The organism is Microbacterium sp. SSM24, assembly GCF_025989145.1.
Taxonomy (GTDB): Bacteria; Actinomycetota; Actinomycetes; order Actinomycetales; family Microbacteriaceae; genus Microbacterium.
Genome location: NZ_JAPDNQ010000001.1, coordinates 611,196 through 630,709 on the forward strand (window position 1 = coordinate 611,196; position 19,514 = coordinate 630,709).

Genomic DNA, 19,514 nt, shown 5'->3' on the forward strand with positions numbered 1-19,514 from the left:
GGATCCAGTCTACCCGCGGGATTCCGGCGTGATTTCCGGAGCGGATGCCGCGCCCGCGGCCTCGTCCGGGCGATCGGGCTCCTTCGGCTCGACGTCGTCGAGGAGGTCCTCGACCTCCTTCTCCCACGCGTCACGGGCCAGCCGGTACCAGAGGTAGAAGGCGAAGCCTGCGAAGATCGCCCATTCGGCCGCGTAGAAGATGTTCAGCCAGTTGACCGCCGAGCCCTCGTCGGGAGCGGGCGAGGAGATGTCGTCCAGCGGCGACGGGGCCTCGGCCGAGGCGATGTACGGCCGGTAGACGTTGAGCCCCTCGACGTCGTCCCACTGGCCGAGCAGCGCGGCCGGAGACATGCGGGTGAGCGTCTGCGGATCCTCGCGGCGCGGCGGCGGCACCGGCCCTTCGTCCGAGATGAGCCGGCCCTCCACGGTGACCGGTGTCCGCACCGCAGCAGACGCGGTGCGGTCGAGTTCCTCGGCGGCGGTCCGCGCCTGGTCGAGTGTGGGCGCCCAGCCGAGCGCGACGGCGACCGAAGTCGGCTCGTCGGTTCCCGCGATCCGCAGCTGCCCGGTCACCCAGTACCCCTCGACGTCGTCGTTGTACCGCGACGAGACGATGAGGAAGTCGCCGGGCATCCAGAAGCCCTCGACGGTGACGCGCTGCCCCACGACCGGCTCGGGGATGAGCTCCCCCGGTGCCGCGACATCCGCCAGGGGACGGATCTCCTCGGTCGCCCCGGGCGGCAGCGGATCCGTGTCGACGGCGCGGCTCAGCTGCCACTGCCCGAGCCACGCGAACACGCCCGCCACGAGCAGGCAGAGCAGCAGCATCCCGATCCACTGCGGACGCAGCATGACCTCGCGCAGCGTCGGCGGGAACACCGCGGGAATGTCGGCGGCAGGGGTCGCGCCGGGTGCGTCATCCGCCGGCGCGTTCGCCTCCGACGCCGGCTGCGGCTCGGGCCCGGTCATCCCGCGCTGTAAGGCGCGACCACGACCTCGACGCGCTGGAACTCCTTGAGGTCGGAGTACCCGGTGGTGGCCATCGACTTGCGCAGGGCGCCGATGAGGTTCGCCGTGCCGTCCGCGACCGGCGCGGGGCCGTACAGGATCTCCTCGAGCGAGGCGACCTGGTCGACCTTCACGCGGCGCCCGCGCGGCAGCTTGGGGTGGTGGGCTTCGGGGCCCCAGTGGAACCCCTGCCCAGGAGCATCCGTCGCCCGCGCCAGCGCGACGCCGAGCATGACGGCGTCGGCGCCCATCGCGAGCGCTTTGACGATGTCGCCCGAGGTGCCCACACCGCCGTCGGCGATGACGTGCACGTAGCGGCCGCCCGACTCGTCGAGGTAGTCGCGCCGCGCCCCGGCGACGTCGGCAACGGCCGTCGCCATCGGCGCGTGCAGTCCGAGCGTGGCGCGGGTAGTGGATGCCGCGCCCCCGCCGAAACCGACGAGCACGCCGGCCGCCCCGGTGCGCATGAGGTGCAGCGCGGCCGTGTAGGTCGCCGCGCCGCCCACGATCACCGGCACGTCGAGGTCGTAGATGAACTTCTTGAGGTTCAGCGGCTGGTCGACGGACGAGACATGCTCGGCCGACACGGTGGTGCCGCGGATCACGAACAGGTCGACGCCGGCGGCGACGACGGTCTCGTACAGCTCCTGCGTGCGCTGCGGAGTGAGCGCGCCGGCGACGGTGACGCCGGCGGCGCGGATCTCGGCCAGGCGATCGCGCACGAGTTCGGGCTTGATCGGCTCGGTGTAGAGCTCCTGCATGCGACGGGTCGCGGCGGCTTTCTCGAGGCCGGCGATCTCGGCGAGCAGCGGCGCCGGGTCGTCGTAGCGCGTCCACAGGCCCTCGAGGTCCAGCACGCCGAGTCCGCCGAGCTGTCCGAGCATGATCGCCGTCTGCGGGCTCACGACGGAGTCCATGGGGGCGCCGAGCACGGGGATGTCGAAGCTGAACGCGTCGATCGTCCAGGTGGTCGAGACGTCCTCCGGGTTGCGGGTGCGCCGCGAGGGCACGACCGCGATGTCGTCGAACGTGTACGCGCGGCGTGCGCGCTTGGCGCGGCCGAGTTCGATGTCCATGCTCACGCCCCCAGCCTACCCGCCGGGTCTCGTCCCGCCCGAAGCACCCTCGTCAGCGCTCCCGCGCGACGCGCGCCTCGTCCCACACCGGGGCATCGGCCTCGTACACACGACCGTCGCCGCCGAAGACGAGATACCGGTCGAACGACTTCGCGAGCCAGCGATCGTGCGTCACGGCGAGGACGGTGCCCTCGAACCTCGAGAGGGCGTCCTGCAGCGCCTCGGCCGAGACCAGGTCGAGGTTGTCGGTCGGTTCGTCGAGGAGCAGCAGCGTCGCACCCGAAAGCTCGAGGAGCAGGATCTGGAAGCGCGCCTGCTGGCCGCCGGAGAGGCTGTCGAACGCCTGCTCGGCCTGGCCCACGAGGCCGTAGCGATCGAGCGCCGAGCTCGCAGCATCCCTCGGCAGCCCGGCGCGCGCATCCTCGCCCCGATGGAGGATGTCGAGCAGCGTCCTGCCGGCGAACTCCGGATGCCGGTGCGTCTGCGCGAACCACCCCGGCACGACGCGTGCGCCGAGGATCGCCCGCCCGGCGTGAGCGACCGGGTCCAGTCCGGCGCCCGTCGTGGTGACGTGGCCGAGCCGGGCGTCGGGGTCGGTGCCGCCGCGCGCGAGCAGGCGCAGGAAGTGGGACTTGCCCGAGCCGTTCGAGCCGAGCACGGCGACCCGGTCGCCGAACCACACCTCGAGGTCGAAGGGCTTCATGAGTCCGGTGAGCTCGAGCTGCTCGGCGACGACCGCGCGCTTGCCGGTGCGCGCGCCCCGCAGCCGCAGCGCGAGGTCCTGCTCGGGCGGGCGCTCCTGCGGCGGCCCGACCTCCTCGAACTTGCGCAACCGCGTCTGGGCGGCACGATACCGCGACGTGAAGGAGTCGTTGGCGGTGGCCTTGACCTTCAGGGTCGCGACGAGCGCCTTCAGCTTCGCGTGCTGCTCGTCCCACCGCCGGCGCAGTTCGTCGAGGCGCAGCATCCGCTCGTCGCGGGCCCGATGGTAGGAGCGGAATCCGCCGCCGTGCACCCACGCGGTGCTGCCCGCGCCACCGGCCTCGAGCGTGACGATGCGGTCGGCGGCGCGCGCGAGCAGCTCGCGGTCGTGCGAGACGAGCAGGACGGTCTTCGAGGTCTCGCGCAGTCGCTCCTCGAGCCAGCGCTTGCCGGGAACGTCGAGGTAGTTGTCGGGTTCGTCGAGCAGCAGCACCTGATCGGGTCCGCGCAGCAGCGCCTCGAGCGCGAGCCGCTTCTGCTCGCCCCCGGACAGCGTCGTGAGCTCGCGGAACCGCGCGCGCGCGAACGGGATGCCGAGCGCGGCGATCGTGCACGTGTCCCACACCGTCTCGTACTCGTACCCGCCGGCTTCGGCGTAGTCGGCGAGCGCGCCGGCGTACCGCATCTGCGTGTCGAGGTCGTCGTGCTCGATGATCGCGGCCTCGGAGTCCTCGAGCTCGCGTGCGGCGCGGCGCACCCGATCGGGCGCGACCGAGATGAGGAGGTCGTGCACGGTCTGTCCGGCGGTGCCGTGGCCGACGAACTGGTCCATCACGCCGAGTCCGCCGTCGATCGACACGACACCGGAGAGCGGCGCGGTCTCGCCCCGGACGATCCGCAGCAGCGTGGTCTTGCCGGCGCCGTTCTGGCCGATGAGCGCGGTCGTCGACCCCTCGCCGACGCGGAACGACACCTCGTCGAGCAGAGGCCGGCCGTCGGGCAGCGCGTACGAGACGGCGGCGATGTCGATGTAGCCCACGGTCTTTCCCTGTCTGCTCCGCACGGCAAAGGCGCCGGAAGGGAGCCGACCAGACTACCTCAGCGCCGGGGACGGATGCTGCGGCTCAGGCGGCCGGCGCGGCGTACCGGCCGGACCTGATCGCGCGTTCGCGCGCCTTCGCGGCCTCGACCTCGCGGTTCTTCGGCGGCGCGACGGCCACGAGGTCGTCGAGCAGGTGCTGCGTGATGTGGGAGATCTCGTGCACCGCGCGGTCGAAGGCCTCCTGGTTCGCCTTCGACGGCTTGGTCGTCCCCGCGATCTTGCGCACGTACTGGAGCGCTGCGGCGTGGACCTCGTCGGAGGATGCGGCGGGCTCGAAGTTGTGGAGCATGTGGATGTTCCGGCACATGACCCCGACCCTACGCCGGGGCCCCCGTCGCAGGGAACGCCCCCGGGCTCACCAGCGTTCGGTGCCGCGCGGCAGAACCTCGAGGACGTGGGGCAACTCGGTCGGGAAGCAGGAACGGAAGAGCTCGGTGATCTGCGGATCCGATCCGTAGTCGTCGACGATGCGCAGGCCGATCATCGTGCTGATCAGCATCCCCTCGGCCATGAACGCGCGCGCCTCGTCGGCCTCGAGACCCATCTCGTCGCGGAAGAAGCGCCACACGGTCGCGAAGCCCTTGCGGGCGGCCGGCCCGATCATCGGGTGGCTGCCGAGCAGGTAGGCGTGCGCGAGGGTCTGATGCAGACCGCGCACCGCGAGGAGGTCAACGTACGCCTGACCGATCCGCTTGGCGGCGGCCTTCTCATCCGTGATGCCGGGCTCGCGCGGGGCATCGGTGTCGGCGAGGGCGGCGCGGAATCCCGCGATCATGCGCGCGAGCGCGTCTTCGATCGTCGCGAGGAACAGGTTCTCCTTCGACCCGAAGAGCCGCACGACGTAGGGCTGGCTCACGCCGGCGGCGCGGGCGACCTCGTCGGTCGTGGCGCCCTCGTACCCCCTAGCGCCGAAGACGGCGAGCGCGGCGACGAGGATCTGGCGACGCCGCTCGTCCGACGTCAGTCGCTTGCCCGCCTCCGCGTCCGCAGAGACGGCCTTCTCGTCCACGCTCGCTGAGGCCATGTCATGAGGTTATCAGCGAATGACTTGACTTTGTAATCATTCGATTACTACCGTGGCTTCCGCAAGTAATCATCCAATTACTACCGGAGACTCCGATGACAACCGACACCTCCCTCTCGCCGGCCACGACCGGCCGCAGGGCCCGGCCCTTCGCTCTCATCGTGGCCGCGGCATCCCTCCCGATGTTCATGGCCACGCTCGACAACCTCGTGATGACCAACGCCCTCCCGGTTCTCCATGCCCAGATGGGCGCCTCGGTCGAGGAACTGCAGTGGTTCGTCAACGCCTACACCCTCGCCTTCGCCGGTGCGATCCTGATCGCGTCGGCCCTCGGCGACCGCTTCGGCCGCCGGACCGTCTTCGCGATCGGCATCGCCGTGTTCGGCATCGGGTCGGTCCTCGCCGCGCTCAGCACCGACCCCGGGCAGCTCATCGCCGCGCGCGCCTTCCAGGGCCTCGGCGCCGCCGGCGTCATGCCCCTGTCGCTCGCACTGCTCAGCGGGGCGGTGTCACCCGCCCGGCGTCCGCTCGCGATCGGCATCTGGGGCGGCATCTCGGGCCTGGGGGTGGCCGTCGGCCCGCTCGTCGGCGGCGCGATCATGGAGGGCTGGGACTGGCAGGCCATCTTCTGGATCAACGTCCCCGTCGCGATCATCGCGATCCCGCTCGCGCTGATCGTCCTGCGCAACGATTTCGGCGCCCGCGCCCGCATCGACGTCCCCGGCGCCATCCTGGCGGCCGGAGGTGTGCTCGCCCTCGTCCACGCCATCGTTCGGGGCAACGACGACGGCTGGGATTCGTTCGGCGTGATCGCCGAGCTGATCCTCGGCGCCCTGCTCGTGGTCGCGTTCGTGCTGTGGCAGACCCGCACGTCGGCTCCCCTCGTGCCGCTGCGCCTTTTCCGCGACCGCTCGTTCTCGGTCACGAACGTGATCGGCTTCGCCTTCAGCTTCGGCACGTTCGGGTCCGTGTTCATCCTGATCCAGTACCTCCAGGTGGTGCAGGGCTCGACGCCATTCGAGGCCGCCGTGCAGACGACGCCGTGGACCCTCGCGCCGATGTTCGTGGCACCGATCGCGGGCCTGATCGCGCCCCGGGTCGGCACGCGTGCGCTCATGGTCACCGGACTCGCCCTGCAGGCTGCCGCGCTCGGCTGGATCGCCGCGATCATGGCGCCCGACACTCCGTACGCGAGCCTGATCGCACCCTTCCTGATGGCGGGGATCGGCATGGCGCTCGTCTTCGCCCCGTCGGCGACGGCGCTGCTGGCCACCCTCGGGCTCATCGACCACGCCAAGGCATCGGGCGTGAACTCGACCGTCCGCGAACTGGGCGTGGCGCTGGGCACGGCGGTCATGACGGCGATCTTCGTCGGAGCGGGCGGCGCCCTCACCGCCGACCTCTACGTCGAGGCCGCACGACCCGCGGTGTTCACGGGTGCGGCAGTGCTGCTGGCGGCGACGTTCGTGGCTCTGCTCCTGCCCGCCGGCAGGTCGGCGAAGGAGACGGATGCCGCCTCCCCCGCCGGAGCCGAAGCGCCCGCCGAGTTGCAGCCGATCGCCTGAGACCCACTCGCCAAGACACGCCGTCTCCCGCGCTCAGGGGACGGCGTGTCTTGGTGACTCGACGGTGATCACGGGCGCGCTCGGCCGGTGGTGGGGGCGTGTTCAGTCCGATTTGCCGTGCAGCACGCGCGTGAAGACGCCGTCCAGCACGAACAGCAGGAACGCGGCCGAGCCGATGAACGGGGCGAGCACCACCACGACGCCGGCGATGATGAGGGCGCTCAGCGATGATCGGCCGTAGGCCGCGGCATCCGCCGCCGTCAGGTCGGGAAGCATCACGTCGCGCCTGCTCACCGCCCACTGCCACTGGAGCCAGCTGAACAGGATCGCGAGGAAGAAGGTGACCGGCATCGCGAGCCGCGCGGCGAGGAACGCGGAGTACTCGGTCGTGAGGTTCGTGGCGAACGGCACGAGGACGACGAAGAGCAGCCGGCCGTTGTTCAGCCAGACCATCGTCGTGTCCACGCGGGCGACGTGCTCGAACTGCTGCACGTGCACCATCCACAGCAGACACAGCAGCACGAAGCTGAGTGCGAAGTTGAGGAAGAGGTACCCCATATCGCCCAGTGCGGACCACATCTGGGTGTCGGTGGACACGTCGCCGAGGTCGTGGGTCGTCAGGTCGAGCACGAGCAGCGTCGCCGCGATGGCGAACACGCCGTCGGTGAAGGCCTCGAGGCGTGTGGTTCGCAGAGTCGCGGCCGGATGCCGCCGCTGCCGGATCATGAGCACAGCGTAACCACCCGCCGTCGCGGGCCGCACGACTGGGAGGATGGGCGCATGAGCGGCAGGGAATCGCGATCGGCGTTCGTGGTCGTCGGCGGCGGGGCGATGGGCCTGGCGGCGACGTGGCAGCTCGCGCGGGCGGGGCACGAGGTGACGCTGCTCGAGCGCTTCGAACGCGGACACCCGCTGGGCGCCTCGCATGGCGCGACCCGCAACTTCAACAATGCGTACGGCGAGGACCACTACCTCGACCTGCTGCAGGCGGCGCGCGCGGGATGGGACGACCTCGCCCGCGCGACCGGCGAACCGCTGCTCCGACTGCACGGCCTCGTGACGCACGGGGACGACGCGACGGTGGGCCACGTGCACGCGGCGCTGACCGAGCGCGGCGAGCGCGCGGACGTGATGAGCGCGGCCGAGGCGCGCACGCGCTGGACGGGCATGCGGTTCGACGGCGACGTGCTCTTCACCCCCGAGGCCGGGGTGGTGAGAGCGGATGCCGCGCTCGAGGCCCTCGAACGCGCGGCGCGCGCGGCCGGCGCCGACATCCGGTTCGGTCACGCGGTGCTCGGGATCGAGGAGACCGGCGAGGGAGTCCGCATCGCCGTCGACGCCGGCGGCGAGCGCTACGACCTGGGAGCGGACACCGTCGTCGTCGCGGCCGGGGCGTGGACGACCGCGCTCGTCGGAGGCGCGCTGCCCCTGCCGCGGCTCACCGTCACCGAGGAGAGCCCCGCGCATTTCCGGCCACGGAGCGACCTCGACGTGTGGCCGTCGTTCAACCACCTCGTGAGCGGCGACGCGCCCGGGCATGCCCCGAACCCGGGGCACGTGTACGGGATGCCGACACCGGGCGAGGGCGTCAAGGTCGGCCTGCACCATGTCGGCGCGGTCGTCGACCCCGACCGCCGCACGCTCCGCCCGGTGCCGGAGCTCGCCGCACGCCTGCACGACTACGTCGCCGAGTGGTTCCCCGGCCTCGATCCCGATTCCGCCGCACCGATCAGCTGCACCTACACGTCGACGGAGTCCGAGGACTTCGTCCTCGATCGGCGCGGGCGGATCGTCGTCGGCGCCGGCTTCTCCGGCCACGGGTTCAAGTTCACCCCCGCGGTCGGCGCCGTGCTCGCCGCGCTCGCGACCGACGACGCCGCGCACGCAGCGGCGCCGTTCCGGCTGCTCGGGTGACGAGCGCGCGGATGCTCACGCCGGGACGGATGCCGCGGCATCCGCTCGCTCGTCAGCGCTTGTAGTTCGGCGCCTCGACCACGATCTGCACGTCGTGCGGGTGGGACTCCTTGAGCCCGGCCGCCGTGATGCGCACGAACTTGCCCTTGGCCTTGAGCTCCTCGATCGTGCGCGCACCGACGTAGAACATCGACTGCCGGAGGCCGCCGACGAGCTGGTAGGCCACTGCCGACACGGGACCGCGGTAGGCCACCTGACCCTCGATGCCCTCGGGGATCAGCTTGTCGTCGCTGGGCACGTCGGCCTGGAAGTAGCGGTCCTTCGAGTAGGAGGTCTTCTTGCCACGGGTCTGCAGCGCACCGAGCGAACCCATGCCGCGGTACTGCTTGAACTGCTTGCCGCCCTGGAAGACGATCTCGCCCGGCGACTCGTCGGTGCCCGCGAGGAGGGAGCCGAGCATGACGGTGTCGGCGCCGGCGACGAGCGCCTTCGCGATGTCGCCCGAGTACTGGAGGCCGCCGTCGGCGATGACCGGGACTCCGGCCTCGCGCGCCGCGAGATACGCCTCGTAGACCGCGGTCACCTGAGGAACGCCGACACCGGCGACGACACGGGTGGTGCAGATCGAGCCCGGGCCCACGCCGACCTTGACGGCATCCACACCGGCATCGATGAGAGCCTGCGCGCCCTCGCGCGTGGCGACGTTGCCGCCGATCACGTCGATGTGCGCGAACGTCGCGTCGGCCTTCAGGCGGCGCACGATGTCGATCACGCCGGCCGACTGGCCGTTCGCGGTGTCGACCACGAGCACGTCGACACCGGCGTCGCGCAGCGCCTCGGCGCGCTGCCACGCGTCGCCGAAGAAGCCGATGGCGGCGCCGACACGGAGACGGCCCTGCTCGTCCTTCGTGGCGAGCGGGTACTTCTCGCTCTTGTCGAAGTCCTTGATCGTGATGAGTCCGGCGAGCTTGCCGTCGTCGTCGATGAGCGGAAGCTTCTCGACGCGGTGCTGCGCGAACAGCGAGATGACCTCGCCGGCGCTGATGCCGACGCGGCCGGTCACCAGGCCGTCGGTCGTCATCACGTCGCGCACCTTGGTGCTCTGGCGCTCGAAGCCCGACACGAAGCGCATGTCGCGGTTGGTGACGATGCCGACGAGGCGGCCGTCGTCGTCGATGACGGGCAGACCCGAGATGCGGTAGGTGGCACAGAGGTCGTCGACCTCTTCGATCGTCGCGTCGGGCGTCGTCGTGATCGGATCGGTGATCATGCCCGACTCGCTGCGCTTGACGCGGTCGACCATCGACGCCTGCTCCTCGATGGACAGATTTCGGTGGATGATTCCCAGCCCGCCCTCGCGCGCCACGGCGATCGCCATGCGCGACTCGGTGACGGTGTCCATCGCGCTGGACACCAGCGGAGTCGCGACCGTGATGCGGCGTGTGACGCGCGAGGAGGTATCGGCCTCACTCGGGATCACATCCGTGTGGCCGGGCAGCAGCAGCACGTCGTCGTACGTCAGTCCGACGAAACCGAAGGGGTCGTTGTGCTCCATGTGTTCTCCTGCGCTCGCGGCGCGCTTCTCGGGGTGGACGACGACGGCCGGTGCGCGGGAACGCTCCGTACTCGATTCTAAGCGCCGCGCGGCCCGGTTTGTTCCCGCGGCGGGAAGGCTGCCGGAGGGCCCGGCGAGACCGCCGCGACTTCCTTCGTCACATTCCGATTCGATTGCCGTGCCTGGGGATAAGTAGTCGAAACACCGCGGACACATTACAGTCGTACCGTCGTTCATCACGGCCGATGCGACCCGACTGACATCGGTGCGTGTGGTGCCGCCGACTGGAGGTTCTGTGGGTCCTACGACTGTGATCGCGAGGAGATACGCCCGATGGGCGGTCGTCCTCGTCGGAGTGCTGATGGCTGCAGCGATGGTGCTGATGGCCTCGCCGACCGGTGCACATGCGGCTGCGACCGCACCGGACACCCCAGGGGGTGATCAAGAACAGACCGAGTTCTACTTCGGTGGTCTCATCCAGAACGAGGGAGAGCCCGTTCCGGACGTCGTCATCATGGTCGAAGGCAACGGCTTCGAAGCCGAGACGGTGACGGACGCCGACGGCAAGTGGCGTCTGTACGTGCCCGAGAAGGAGGAGTACGTCCTCATCGTCGACGAGTCCACGCTGCCCGATGGAGTCATCGTCGACCCGGCGCAGCTGCCCGAGGGCATCCAGCCCAAGCAGGGCACGACAGCCTCGTTCGACGTGGCCTTCGGCGCGACTGGGACGAAGATCGTGAACCTCTTCCTCGGCGAGGGTGAGCGCGTGACGACGTCGTTCTGGGACCAGTTCGCCGAACGCCTCATCAGCGGCATCAACTTCGGCCTGCTGCTGGCGCTCGCCGCGGTCGGCGTCTCGCTGATCTTCGGCACGACCGGCCTCACCAACTTCGCGCACGCGGAGATGCTGACCTTCGGCGCGATCGTCGCGCTGGTGTTCGGCGTGAACTTCGCACTGCCGATGTGGATCGTGATCCCGATCGTCGTCGTGTTCGGCGCGGCGTTCGGGTGGACGCTCGACGCGGGACTGTGGAAACCGCTGCGTCGACGCGGCCTCGGTCTCGTCCAGCTCATGATCGTGAGCATCGGCCTGTCGCTGGCGATCCGGTACACGTACCAGTTCTTCATCGGCGGGGCCACGTACCAGCTGCCCGGCGCCGGAGCATCCCGTGACATCGTCATCGGACCGATCGCGGTCTCGTGGATCGACCTCGTGTCGATGGGGATCTCGATCGTGCTGCTTCTCGCCGTCGCCTACTGGCTGCTGCGCACCCGCATCGGCAAGGCGACGCGCGCCATCTCCGACAATCCGGGCCTTGCTGCGGCATCCGGCATCAACGTCGACCGCGTGATCCGCATCGTGTGGATCCTCTCGGCGGCGCTCGCCGCGGTGGCCGGCGTGCTGTGGGCCTACTTCCGCCCCGGGGTGAAGTGGGACATGGGCGTACAGGTCCTGCTGCTGATCTTCGCCGCGGTCACCCTCGGTGGCCTCGGCACGGCGTTCGGAGCCCTCATCGGCTCGCTGATCGTCGGCATCCTGGTCGAGCTCTCGACCCTGCTGGGCATCCCGCCGGACATGAAGTACGTCGGCGCGCTCGCGGTGCTCATCATCATCCTCCTGGTGAGGCCACAAGGCCTGCTGGGTCGCAAAGAGAGGCTGGGCTAGGCCATGGATTGGGGACAGATTCTCAACAACACGGCTTACTGGCTGTTCAGTCCCGAGACGATCGCGTACGCCCTCGCGGCGACCGGTCTCGCGGTGCACTTCGGCTACGCGGGCCTGCTCAACTTCGGTATGGCCGGCTTCATGGCGCTCGGCGCCTATGGCTACGCGATCTCGATCCTCACGTTCGGGTGGCCGTGGTGGGTGGGCATCATCGTCGGATGCCTCGCCGCGGTGGTCTTCGCGATCATCCTCGGTATCCCGACACTGCGCCTTCGCGCCGACTATCTCGCCATCGTGACCATCGCGGCGGCCGAGATCATCCGCCTGGCGCTGACGACGCAGCTCTTCGACGAGTGGACGAACTCGGCCGACGGACTGGGCGGGTACCACGCCGGATTCCGAGCCGCCAATCCGTTCCCCGAGGGGACCTATGGATTCGGCCCGTGGACGTGGACGGCCGATCAGCTGTGGGTGCGCGTATTCGGCATCATCCTGCTGGCGATCGCCGTCTACCTCGTGTGGGCACTGATGCGCAGCCCGTGGGGCCGTGTGCTCAAGGGCATCCGTGAAGACGAGGATGCCGTGCGCTCGCTCGGCAAGAACGTCTTCGCCTACAAGATGCAGGCGCTGATCATCGGTGGTGTCTTCGGTGCGCTGGGCGGCGTGGTCTTCGCGCTCCCGTCGGCCGTGGTGCCCGCGACCTACACGACCTCGCTCACGTTCTTCATCTGGACGATTCTGCTGCTCGGCGGTGCGGCGACCGTGTTCGGTCCCGTCGTCGGCTCGGTGATCTTCTGGGTGATCATGGGCTTCCTCGGGAACGTGCTCCCGGCGCTGGCGAACTCGGGCATCCTGCCCATCTCGTCGGTGCAGGCGGGCACGCTCCGCTTCATCCTCGTGGGTGTCGCGCTCATGCTGATCGTGATCTTCCGCCCGCAGGGCATCTTCGGCAACAAGAGGGAGCTGACCTTTGTCAAGTAACAGCACTCCCGAGTCCGCGGCCGGCGGCGTCACGCCGCCGGCGGCCGGCTCGACGCCCACCGGCGCGGTCACGACCGCGACCGGCAGCATCCGTCGCCCCAAGACGACCGGACTCGCGAAGGGCGATTCCGTACCCGGTGTCGCCAAGAACGACCCGATCATGGTGATCGACAACGTCACCCGGCGCTTCGGCGGTCTCACGGCCGTCGACGTGGAGCACCTCGAGATCCCCCGCGGTGCGATCACGGCCCTCATCGGCCCCAACGGCGCGGGGAAGACGACCCTGTTCAACCTGCTGTGCGGCTTCGACAAGCCGAACTCGGGCACGTGGTCGTTCGACGGGAAGAACCTCTCGGGGATCCCGTCGTTCAAGGTCGCCCGCATGGGCCAGGTCCGCACGTTCCAGCTCACCAAGGCGCTCTCGCTCCTCACCGTGCTCGAGAACATGAAGCTCGGCGCGACGGCGCAGAAGGGCGAGCGCCTCTGGTCGAGCATCATCCCGGCCGTGTGGCGCAAGCAGGACGACGCGAACGAAGAGAAGGCCATGGACCTCCTCGCGCGGTTCAAGCTCGACGCGAAGGCCGACGACTATGCCGCTTCGCTCTCGGGTGGGCAGCGCAAGCTGCTCGAGATGGCCCGCGCTCTCATGAGCGACCCGACGCTCGTCATGCTCGACGAGCCCATGGCCGGTGTGAACCCGGCACTGACCGAGTCGCTCCTCGACCACATCCTCGATCTGAAGGACCTCGGCATGACCGTGCTCTTCGTCGAGCACGACATGCACATGGTCCGCCACATCGCGGACTGGGTCGTCGTGATGGCCGAGGGCCGCGTCGTCGCGGAGGGTCCGCCCGAGACGGTGATGCAGGACAAGGCCGTGATCGACGCCTACCTCGGCAGCCACCAGGACGTCGACCTCGGCGTGGTGACCGGCCGCGTGGCGGGCGAGCTCGACACCGCCGCCGTCGAACTGCTGGAGGAGATCAAAGAGGCCGAAGAGGCTGCGATCGCCGAAGCCGAGGAGGAGAACAAGTGACCGACGCTTCGAACGCCGCGGCCGTTCCGGCGGACGCGGGTGCGCCTTCGGGCAGCGCCCGCACGCCCGGTTCCGCCGTTCCCGCCGCCGACGCCGCGCGCGTGGAGGGGATGAGGACCGACGAGGTCGTCGTCGAGGTCAACGACCTCTACGCCGGTTACCTTCCGGGCATCAACATCATCAACGGCGCCAACCTCGTCGCGCACAAGGGTGAGCTGATCGGCATCATCGGGCCCAACGGCGCGGGCAAGTCGACGCTGCTGAAGTCGATCTTCGGCATGGTCAAGGTGCGCTCCGGCGAGATCAACGTCAACGGCGACAGCGTCATCGGGCTCAAGTCCGACAGGCTCGTCAGCAAGGGCGTCGGGTTCGTTCCGCAGACGAACAACGTGTTCCCCTCGCTCACCATCGAGGAGAACCTGCAGATGGGCCTGTACCAGGCTCCCAAGCAGTACGCCGAGCGCCTCGACTTCGTGACGAGCATCTTCGCCGAGCTGGGCAAGCGCCTCAAGCAGCGCGCGGGCTCGCTCTCGGGCGGCGAGCGCCAGATGGTGGCGATGTCGCGGGCGCTCATGATGGACCCGGCCGTGCTGCTCCTCGACGAGCCGTCGGCGGGCCTGTCGCCCGTGCGTCAGGACGACGCGTTCATCCGCGTCTCCGACATCAACAAGGCGGGCGTCACGACGATCATGGTCGAGCAGAACGCCCGTCGCTGCCTGCAGATCTGCGACCGCGGCTACGTCCTCGATCAGGGCCGCGACGCCTACCACGGCACCGGCCGCGACCTGCTCAACGATCCGAAGGTCATCGGCCTCTACCTGGGCACCCTCGGCGCCGAGGGCTGACCCGCACCGGCACGACGAAGGGGGCGGATGCTGCGGCATCCGCCCCCTTCCGTCGTGCACCGGCTTTCGCCCAGCGCGAACCCCCAGCCGCCGTGGGGCCTGATGGCGCACACTGAAGCCATGTGGAGCTTCGTGAGGGCAGTCAAGGACCGCGAGCATCGGCTGGCGCCGATGACCTGGATCGCGGGGGCCGCGGCGATCGTCTACGCCGTGGCACCGATCGACCTGATCCCGGAGCTGTTCTTCGGCCCACTCGGACTCGCCGACGACGTCGGCGTCTGGGGGATCGCCGCCGTCCTCATCGCGCGCGAGCACGCGCGCTGGCGCAGCGGGCTCACCGCGAAGTAGCCGACCGCGAACGCACACGGAAAGGGCCCCGGATCGCTCCGGGGCCCTTCCTTGCGAATCGGATCAGCCGATGCGCGTGTTCAGGTTGTCGGGTCCGTACTGGAAGACACCGATGGTGGCCTCCGTCGGGTCGCCGTTCTCGTCGAACGTGACCGGGCCCGAGTGGCCGTCGTAGTCAGCGACGCCGCCACCGAGGATGATCTCGGCGCAGGCCGCGTAGGTGTCGCACTTCTCACCGTCGCCCGAGCCGCCGGAGACTTCCTGCAGCTTGCCGGCCACGTCGGCCGCGTCGGTCGAGTTGGCCGCGAGCGAAGCGAGCGCGAGCAGGATGACCGCGTCGTAGGACTCGTTGGCGTACGAGAAGTCGGTCAGCTCGGGGTTGCCCTCGCCGGTCCACCACTCGTTGAGCTCGTCCTGGAAGCCGGCGTCGGCCTCGAGCGGGCCGGCGGGCGTGGTGCCCTTCGCGCCTTCCATGCTCGAACCGGCGGGCCACTTCTCGTCAGCACCGAAGTTCTTCAGGTTGCCGTCGACGAGGTACAGCTGGTCGGCGGGGTAGCCCGCGGCCAGCAGCGCCGGACCGATCGTGTAGATCTCGTCGAACGTGATGAGCACGATGGCGTCGGGGTTCGAAGCCATCAGCGCGCTGATCTGCGCGTCGAACGAGGTGTCGCCCGTGTTGTAGGACTGCTCCTCGACGATCGTGCCGCCCGCGCCGGTGAAGGTCTCCTGGAAGACCTCGTTCAGGCCGGTGCCGTACGAGTCGTTGAGGTACAGGACCGCGACGTTCTCGTGTCCGTCTTCGGCGACCAGGTTGCCGAGGACCTCACCCTGGAGGGTGTCGGACGGAGCGGTGCGCCAGTACAGGCCGTCGTCGTCCCACGACGTGAAGTCGAGCGAAGTGTTGGCCGGCGAGAAGACGATGATGCCCGCCGCGACGGCGTCGTCGAGGAACAGCTTCGTCACACCCGACGACGCGGCGCCGATGGCAGCCGTGACACCCTCGGAGATGAGGGTCTGGATGGTCGTCGCGTACGCCTTGTTGTCGGTGTCACCCGAGTCGCCCCACACGATGTCGTCGATCGTGAGGCCCGTGTCGGCTGCCGAGTCGTTGACGTGCTGCGCGGCGAGGCCGACACCGGCCTCCTCGGGCGGTCCGAGGAACGACAGGTTTCCGGTCTGCGGCAGGATCGTGCCGATCTTGAGGGTGAGGTCGCGCTCCTCGGTGGGAGGGGCGCTGGTCTCGCCGCCCGATCCCCCGCCGGCGCAGCCGGCGAGGACGAGGGCGCTGGCGCCGGCGAGCGCAACGACGCCTGCGAAGGCGGACTTGCGCGAGCGGGTGAAGACGCTCATGTTGCTCCTTGCTGTGATGAAAAGACGGGTGCGGCGTCGGGAGCCGACCCAGTGTCCCTAACCTAACCATGCGGAGCGCCGCGCAATGTTGCCTTTCGTTAACGATGTGTAACGCGTTGAGCTCGGTTTTCGCAGGCCCCGAACGGGTGCTCCTGCGCACCTCGGACGGGGAATACCCCAGCCGGGTATAGGGTTGATCATTGCGTACCCCTCGGGGGTATCCCTCGACTCTCCAATGAAAGGCACGACGATGACGCAGACGACCGAATACAAGGTGACGGGCATGAGCTGCGGACACTGCGAGGCCTCCGTCCGCGGCGAGGTCTCCAAGATCTCCGGGGTCGACGCGATCACGGTCGATGCGAAGACCGGCTCGCTCATCGTGGGTTCGACGCAGCCGCTCTCCGATGCCGACGTGCTCGCCGCCGTCGACGAGGCCGGCTACGAGGCGGTCCGCGTCTGATGGACGCCGCAGCGCTGCCGGGCGGTCGCATCGAACTCGAGATCGGCGGCATGACGTGCGCGTCGTGCGCGGTGCGGATCGAGAAGCGGCTCAACCGGATCGACGGGGTCGAGGCATCCGTCAACTACGCCACCGAGAAGGCCACGATCACCGCATCCGCGGACGTCGACCCGGGCGACCTGATCGCCGAGGTCGAGAAGACGGGATACACGGCGGCGCTCCCCCAGCCTCCGGAGCCGGCGCGCGACGCGCACGATCACGGATCGAGCGACAGCGAGCTCACCGGGCTGCGTCAGCGCCTCATCGGCTCGATCGTGCTGTCCGTGCCGGTGATCCTGCTCGCGATGATCCCGGCGCTGCAGTTCACCTACTGGCAGTGGGCATCGCTGGCTCTCGCCGCGCCCGTGGTCGTGTGGGGGGCGTGGCCGTTCCACCGCGCCGCATGGATCAATCTGCGGCACGGCGCCGCGACCATGGACACGCTCATCTCGCTGGGCGTCTCGGCCGCGTTCCTCTGGTCGCTCTACGCGCTCTTCTTCGGCCACGCCGGCATGCCCGGCATGACCCACGCCTTCGAGTGGTCCGTGCAGCCGAGCGACGGCGCCGGCGACATCTACCTCGAGGTCGCTGCGGGCGTCACGATGTTCGTGCTCGCCGGGCGCTACTTCGAGGTGCGGTCCAAGCGTCGTGCGGGCGCCGCGCTGCGCGCGCTCCTCGAGATCGGGGCGAAGGATGCCGCGGTCCTGCGCCCGGGCGCGGACGGCCAGGACGTCGAGACCCGCGTGGCGATCGCCGACCTGCGCGCCGGCGACAGGTTCGTCGTGCGGCCGGGTGAGAAGATCGCGACCGACGGGGTCGTCGTGTCGGGCACCTCGGCGGTGGACGCGTCGATGGTCACGGGCGAGTCCGTGCCGGTCGAGGTCGGACCCGACGACGCGGTGATCGGTGCGACCGTCAATGCGGGCGGACGGCTCGTCGTGCGCGCCACGCGCGTGGGCGACGCCACGCAGCTCGCGCAGATGGCTCGGCTCGTCGAGCAGGCGCAGTCCGGCAAGGCCGATGTGCAGCGCCTCGCGGACCGCATCTCGGGGATCTTCGTGCCGATCGTGCTGCTGATCTCGCTGGGCACGCTGGTCGCATGGCTCGCCCTCGGCTTCGACCCCGCGATGGCGTTCACGGCCGCCGTCGCCGTGCTGATCATCGCGTGCCCCTGCGCGCTGGGTCTTGCCACCCCGACGGCGCTGCTGGTCGGCACCGGCCGCGGCGCGCAGCTCGGCATCCTCATCAAGGGTCCCGAGGTGCTCGAGTCCACGCGCACCGTCGACACGGTCGTTCTGGACAAGACCGGGACGGTCACGACCGGGCGCATGGAGCTCGTCGAGACGAGGGTCGCCCCCGGTACCGATCGTGCGGAGCTGCTGCGTCTCGCGGGCGCCCTGGAGCACGCGTCGGAGCATCCGATCGCCCAGGCCGTCGCGCGCGGCGCCGCGCGCGAGGTGGGAACGCTTCCCGTGCCCGAGTCCTTCGAGAACCTGCCCGGACGCGGCGTATCGGGCGTGGTCGACGGTCATGCCGTCATCGTGGGGCGCGCGTCACTCCTGGCCGATTGGGCTCTGCACCTTCCGACCGACCTGGCGGCTGTGAAGCGTGACGCCGAACGCGCGGGCAGCACGGCGGTCCTCGTCGCGTGGGACGGAGAGGTGCGCGGCGTGCTCGTCGTGGCCGATCAGGTCAAGCCGACGAGTGCCGAGGCGATCGCGCAGCTGCGCGGCCTCGGGCTGCGCACGATCCTGCTCACCGGTGACGCGGAGGCCGTCGCGCGCACCGTCGCCGACGCGGTGGGAATCGACGAGGTCGTCGCCGAGGTGCTCCCGCAGGACAAGGTGGCCGTGGTCGCCCGCCTGCAGAGCGAGGGGCGCGTCGTGGCGATGGTCGGCGACGGTGTCAACGACGCAGCGGCTCTTGCGCAGGCCGATCTCGGCCTCGCGATGGGTACGGGAACGGATGCCGCGATCGAGGCATCCGACATCACCCTGGTCCGCGGCGACCTCCGCAGCGCTGCCGACGCGATCCGGCTGTCTCGGGCGACGCTCGGCACGATCAAGGTGAACCTCTTCTGGGCCTTCGCCTACAACGTGGCCGCGATCCCGCTCGCCGCTCTGGGTCTGCTCAATCCGATGATCGCGGGGGCGGCGATGGCGCTGTCGAGTGTCTTCGTGGTGGGAAACAGCCTGCGCCTGCGGTCCTTCCGCGGCCGCTCCGGCGCCGGCGCGCCGTCCGGCCCCGCACATCGGCCCGCGCCCGTTGCACACAATGAACATGTTTCACGATGAGGACACGGCAATGAGCGAATCGACCATGACCGCGATGACCGACACGGAGCCCTCGGCAGAGCACAGCCACCACGGCTACATCACCGACAAGGACAAGTACCTCAACCGCCTCAAGCGGATCGAGGGGCAGGCACGCGGCATCCACAAGATGGTCGAGGACGAGAAGTACTGCATCGACATCCTCACCCAGATCAGCGCGCTCACCAGTGCACTCGAGGCCGTGGCCGTGGGGCTCCTCGACGATCACCTTCGCCACTGCGTGGTGGATGCGGCGCGCCTGGGCGGACCCGAGGCCGACGCGAAGATCAGCGAGGCGACGCGGGCGATCGCACGCCTCGTGCGCTGACGCGACCGCTCCGCCGCCGCCCCGCGCGAGCCGCTTCCCTCCGCCCCCCCGGCAGATCCCCAACGCAGGAGATCTCCGGAGCACAGGAGGGTTCACCGAGGAACATCCTGCTTTCGGGAGATCTCCTGCTTTCGGGAGATCTCCTGGGCGGACGATGCCTGCCCTGGGGGCCATGCCGGCCCCGGATGCCACGGACGCCG

The 19,514-nt window shown here is 69.7% G+C and carries 18 protein-coding genes; 10 read left to right on the forward strand and 8 right to left on the reverse strand.

What is annotated here, in order from left to right:
* Positions 1 to 9: 9 nt before the first annotated feature.
* From OL358_RS02885 to OL358_RS02905, 5 genes are all read right to left on the reverse strand, one after another.
* Positions 10 to 852 (reverse strand): SURF1 family protein, encoded by an 843-nt coding sequence (locus OL358_RS02885; RefSeq protein WP_264710221.1) that lies wholly within the window; start codon positions 850 to 852, stop codon positions 10 to 12.
* Between the two features lie 113 nt (positions 853 to 965).
* A complete protein-coding gene (locus OL358_RS02890; RefSeq protein ID WP_264710222.1) occupies positions 966 to 2,084 on the reverse strand; it encodes a GuaB3 family IMP dehydrogenase-related protein in 1,119 nt (372 codons plus the stop codon).
* A gap of 52 nt (positions 2,085 to 2,136) precedes the next feature.
* A complete protein-coding gene (locus tag OL358_RS02895; RefSeq protein WP_264708437.1) occupies positions 2,137 to 3,825 on the reverse strand; it encodes an ABC-F family ATP-binding cassette domain-containing protein in 1,689 nt (562 codons plus the stop codon).
* 85 nt (positions 3,826 to 3,910) lie between these two features.
* On the reverse strand, positions 3,911 to 4,195 hold the full coding sequence (locus OL358_RS02900) for a DUF2277 domain-containing protein (protein WP_264708438.1): 285 nt from the start codon (positions 4,193 to 4,195) through the stop codon (positions 3,911 to 3,913).
* Between the two features lie 48 nt (positions 4,196 to 4,243).
* Positions 4,244 to 4,912, reverse strand: a complete 669-nt coding sequence (locus tag OL358_RS02905; RefSeq protein ID WP_264708439.1) for a TetR/AcrR family transcriptional regulator — start codon at positions 4,910 to 4,912, stop codon at positions 4,244 to 4,246.
* 95 nt (positions 4,913 to 5,007) lie between these two features.
* Between OL358_RS02905 and OL358_RS02910 the strand changes: the two genes are divergently transcribed.
* Entirely contained in the window at positions 5,008 to 6,477 is a 1,470-nt protein-coding gene (locus OL358_RS02910) for a DHA2 family efflux MFS transporter permease subunit (RefSeq protein ID WP_264708440.1), read from the forward strand.
* Positions 6,478 to 6,579: 102 nt separating this feature from the next.
* Here the strand turns inward: OL358_RS02910 and OL358_RS02915 are convergent, their stop codons facing one another.
* Complete coding sequence (locus OL358_RS02915; protein WP_264708441.1) at positions 6,580 to 7,203, reverse strand: TMEM175 family protein; 624 nt, start codon at positions 7,201 to 7,203, stop codon at positions 6,580 to 6,582.
* A 54-nt stretch (positions 7,204 to 7,257) separates the two neighbouring features.
* Here OL358_RS02915 and OL358_RS02920 point away from each other — a divergent pair, with 54 nt between their 5' ends.
* Positions 7,258 to 8,391 (forward strand): FAD-dependent oxidoreductase, encoded by a 1,134-nt coding sequence (locus OL358_RS02920; protein ID WP_264708442.1) that lies wholly within the window; start codon positions 7,258 to 7,260, stop codon positions 8,389 to 8,391.
* Positions 8,392 to 8,443: 52 nt separating this feature from the next.
* On the opposite strand, the gene guaB is transcribed toward OL358_RS02920, so the two are convergent.
* Positions 8,444 to 9,946 (reverse strand): IMP dehydrogenase, encoded by a 1,503-nt coding sequence (gene guaB / locus OL358_RS02925; protein ID WP_264708443.1) that lies wholly within the window; start codon positions 9,944 to 9,946, stop codon positions 8,444 to 8,446.
* A gap of 361 nt (positions 9,947 to 10,307) precedes the next feature.
* Between guaB and OL358_RS02930 the strand changes: the two genes are divergently transcribed.
* The 5 genes from OL358_RS02930 to OL358_RS02950 all read left to right on the forward strand — a co-directional run bounded on the left by OL358_RS02930 (position 10,308) and on the right by OL358_RS02950 (position 14,822).
* Positions 10,308 to 11,612: a branched-chain amino acid ABC transporter permease gene (locus tag OL358_RS02930; RefSeq protein WP_264708444.1), complete on the forward strand. Its 1,305-nt coding sequence runs from the start codon at positions 10,308 to 10,310 to the stop codon at positions 11,610 to 11,612.
* A 3-nt stretch (positions 11,613 to 11,615) separates the two neighbouring features.
* The gene (locus tag OL358_RS02935) at positions 11,616 to 12,593 is read left to right on the forward strand and encodes a branched-chain amino acid ABC transporter permease (protein ID WP_264708445.1); all 978 of its coding nucleotides are present in this window, start codon (positions 11,616 to 11,618) and stop codon (positions 12,591 to 12,593) included.
* 160 nt (positions 12,594 to 12,753) lie between these two features.
* Positions 12,754 to 13,629 (forward strand): ABC transporter ATP-binding protein, encoded by an 876-nt coding sequence (locus OL358_RS02940; protein ID WP_264710223.1) that lies wholly within the window; start codon positions 12,754 to 12,756, stop codon positions 13,627 to 13,629.
* A 110-nt stretch (positions 13,630 to 13,739) separates the two neighbouring features.
* On the forward strand, positions 13,740 to 14,474 hold the full coding sequence (locus OL358_RS02945) for an ABC transporter ATP-binding protein (protein WP_264710224.1): 735 nt from the start codon (positions 13,740 to 13,742) through the stop codon (positions 14,472 to 14,474).
* A gap of 120 nt (positions 14,475 to 14,594) precedes the next feature.
* Complete coding sequence (locus OL358_RS02950; protein ID WP_264708446.1) at positions 14,595 to 14,822, forward strand: DUF1232 domain-containing protein; 228 nt, start codon at positions 14,595 to 14,597, stop codon at positions 14,820 to 14,822.
* A 63-nt stretch (positions 14,823 to 14,885) separates the two neighbouring features.
* Here OL358_RS02950 and OL358_RS02955 read toward each other — a convergent pair whose 3' ends face one another.
* A complete protein-coding gene (locus OL358_RS02955) occupies positions 14,886 to 16,172 on the reverse strand; it encodes an ABC transporter substrate-binding protein (RefSeq protein WP_264708447.1) in 1,287 nt (428 codons plus the stop codon).
* Between the two features lie 250 nt (positions 16,173 to 16,422).
* On the opposite strand from OL358_RS02955, the gene OL358_RS02960 reads away from it, so the two are divergent.
* From OL358_RS02960 to OL358_RS02970, 3 genes are read left to right on the forward strand one after another with little or no spacing between them, the layout of a single operon-like run.
* Complete coding sequence (locus OL358_RS02960; protein WP_264708448.1) at positions 16,423 to 16,635, forward strand: heavy-metal-associated domain-containing protein; 213 nt, start codon at positions 16,423 to 16,425, stop codon at positions 16,633 to 16,635.
* Positions 16,635 to 18,968, forward strand: coding sequence for a heavy metal translocating P-type ATPase (locus OL358_RS02965; protein WP_264708449.1), 2,334 nt, complete (start codon positions 16,635 to 16,637; stop codon positions 18,966 to 18,968). Before OL358_RS02960 ends, OL358_RS02965 begins: the two co-directional genes overlap by 1 nt.
* Before the next feature lie 10 nt (positions 18,969 to 18,978).
* The gene (locus OL358_RS02970) at positions 18,979 to 19,314 is read left to right on the forward strand and encodes a metal-sensitive transcriptional regulator (protein ID WP_319805423.1); all 336 of its coding nucleotides are present in this window, start codon (positions 18,979 to 18,981) and stop codon (positions 19,312 to 19,314) included.
* The last annotated feature ends 200 nt before the right edge of the window (positions 19,315 to 19,514 follow it).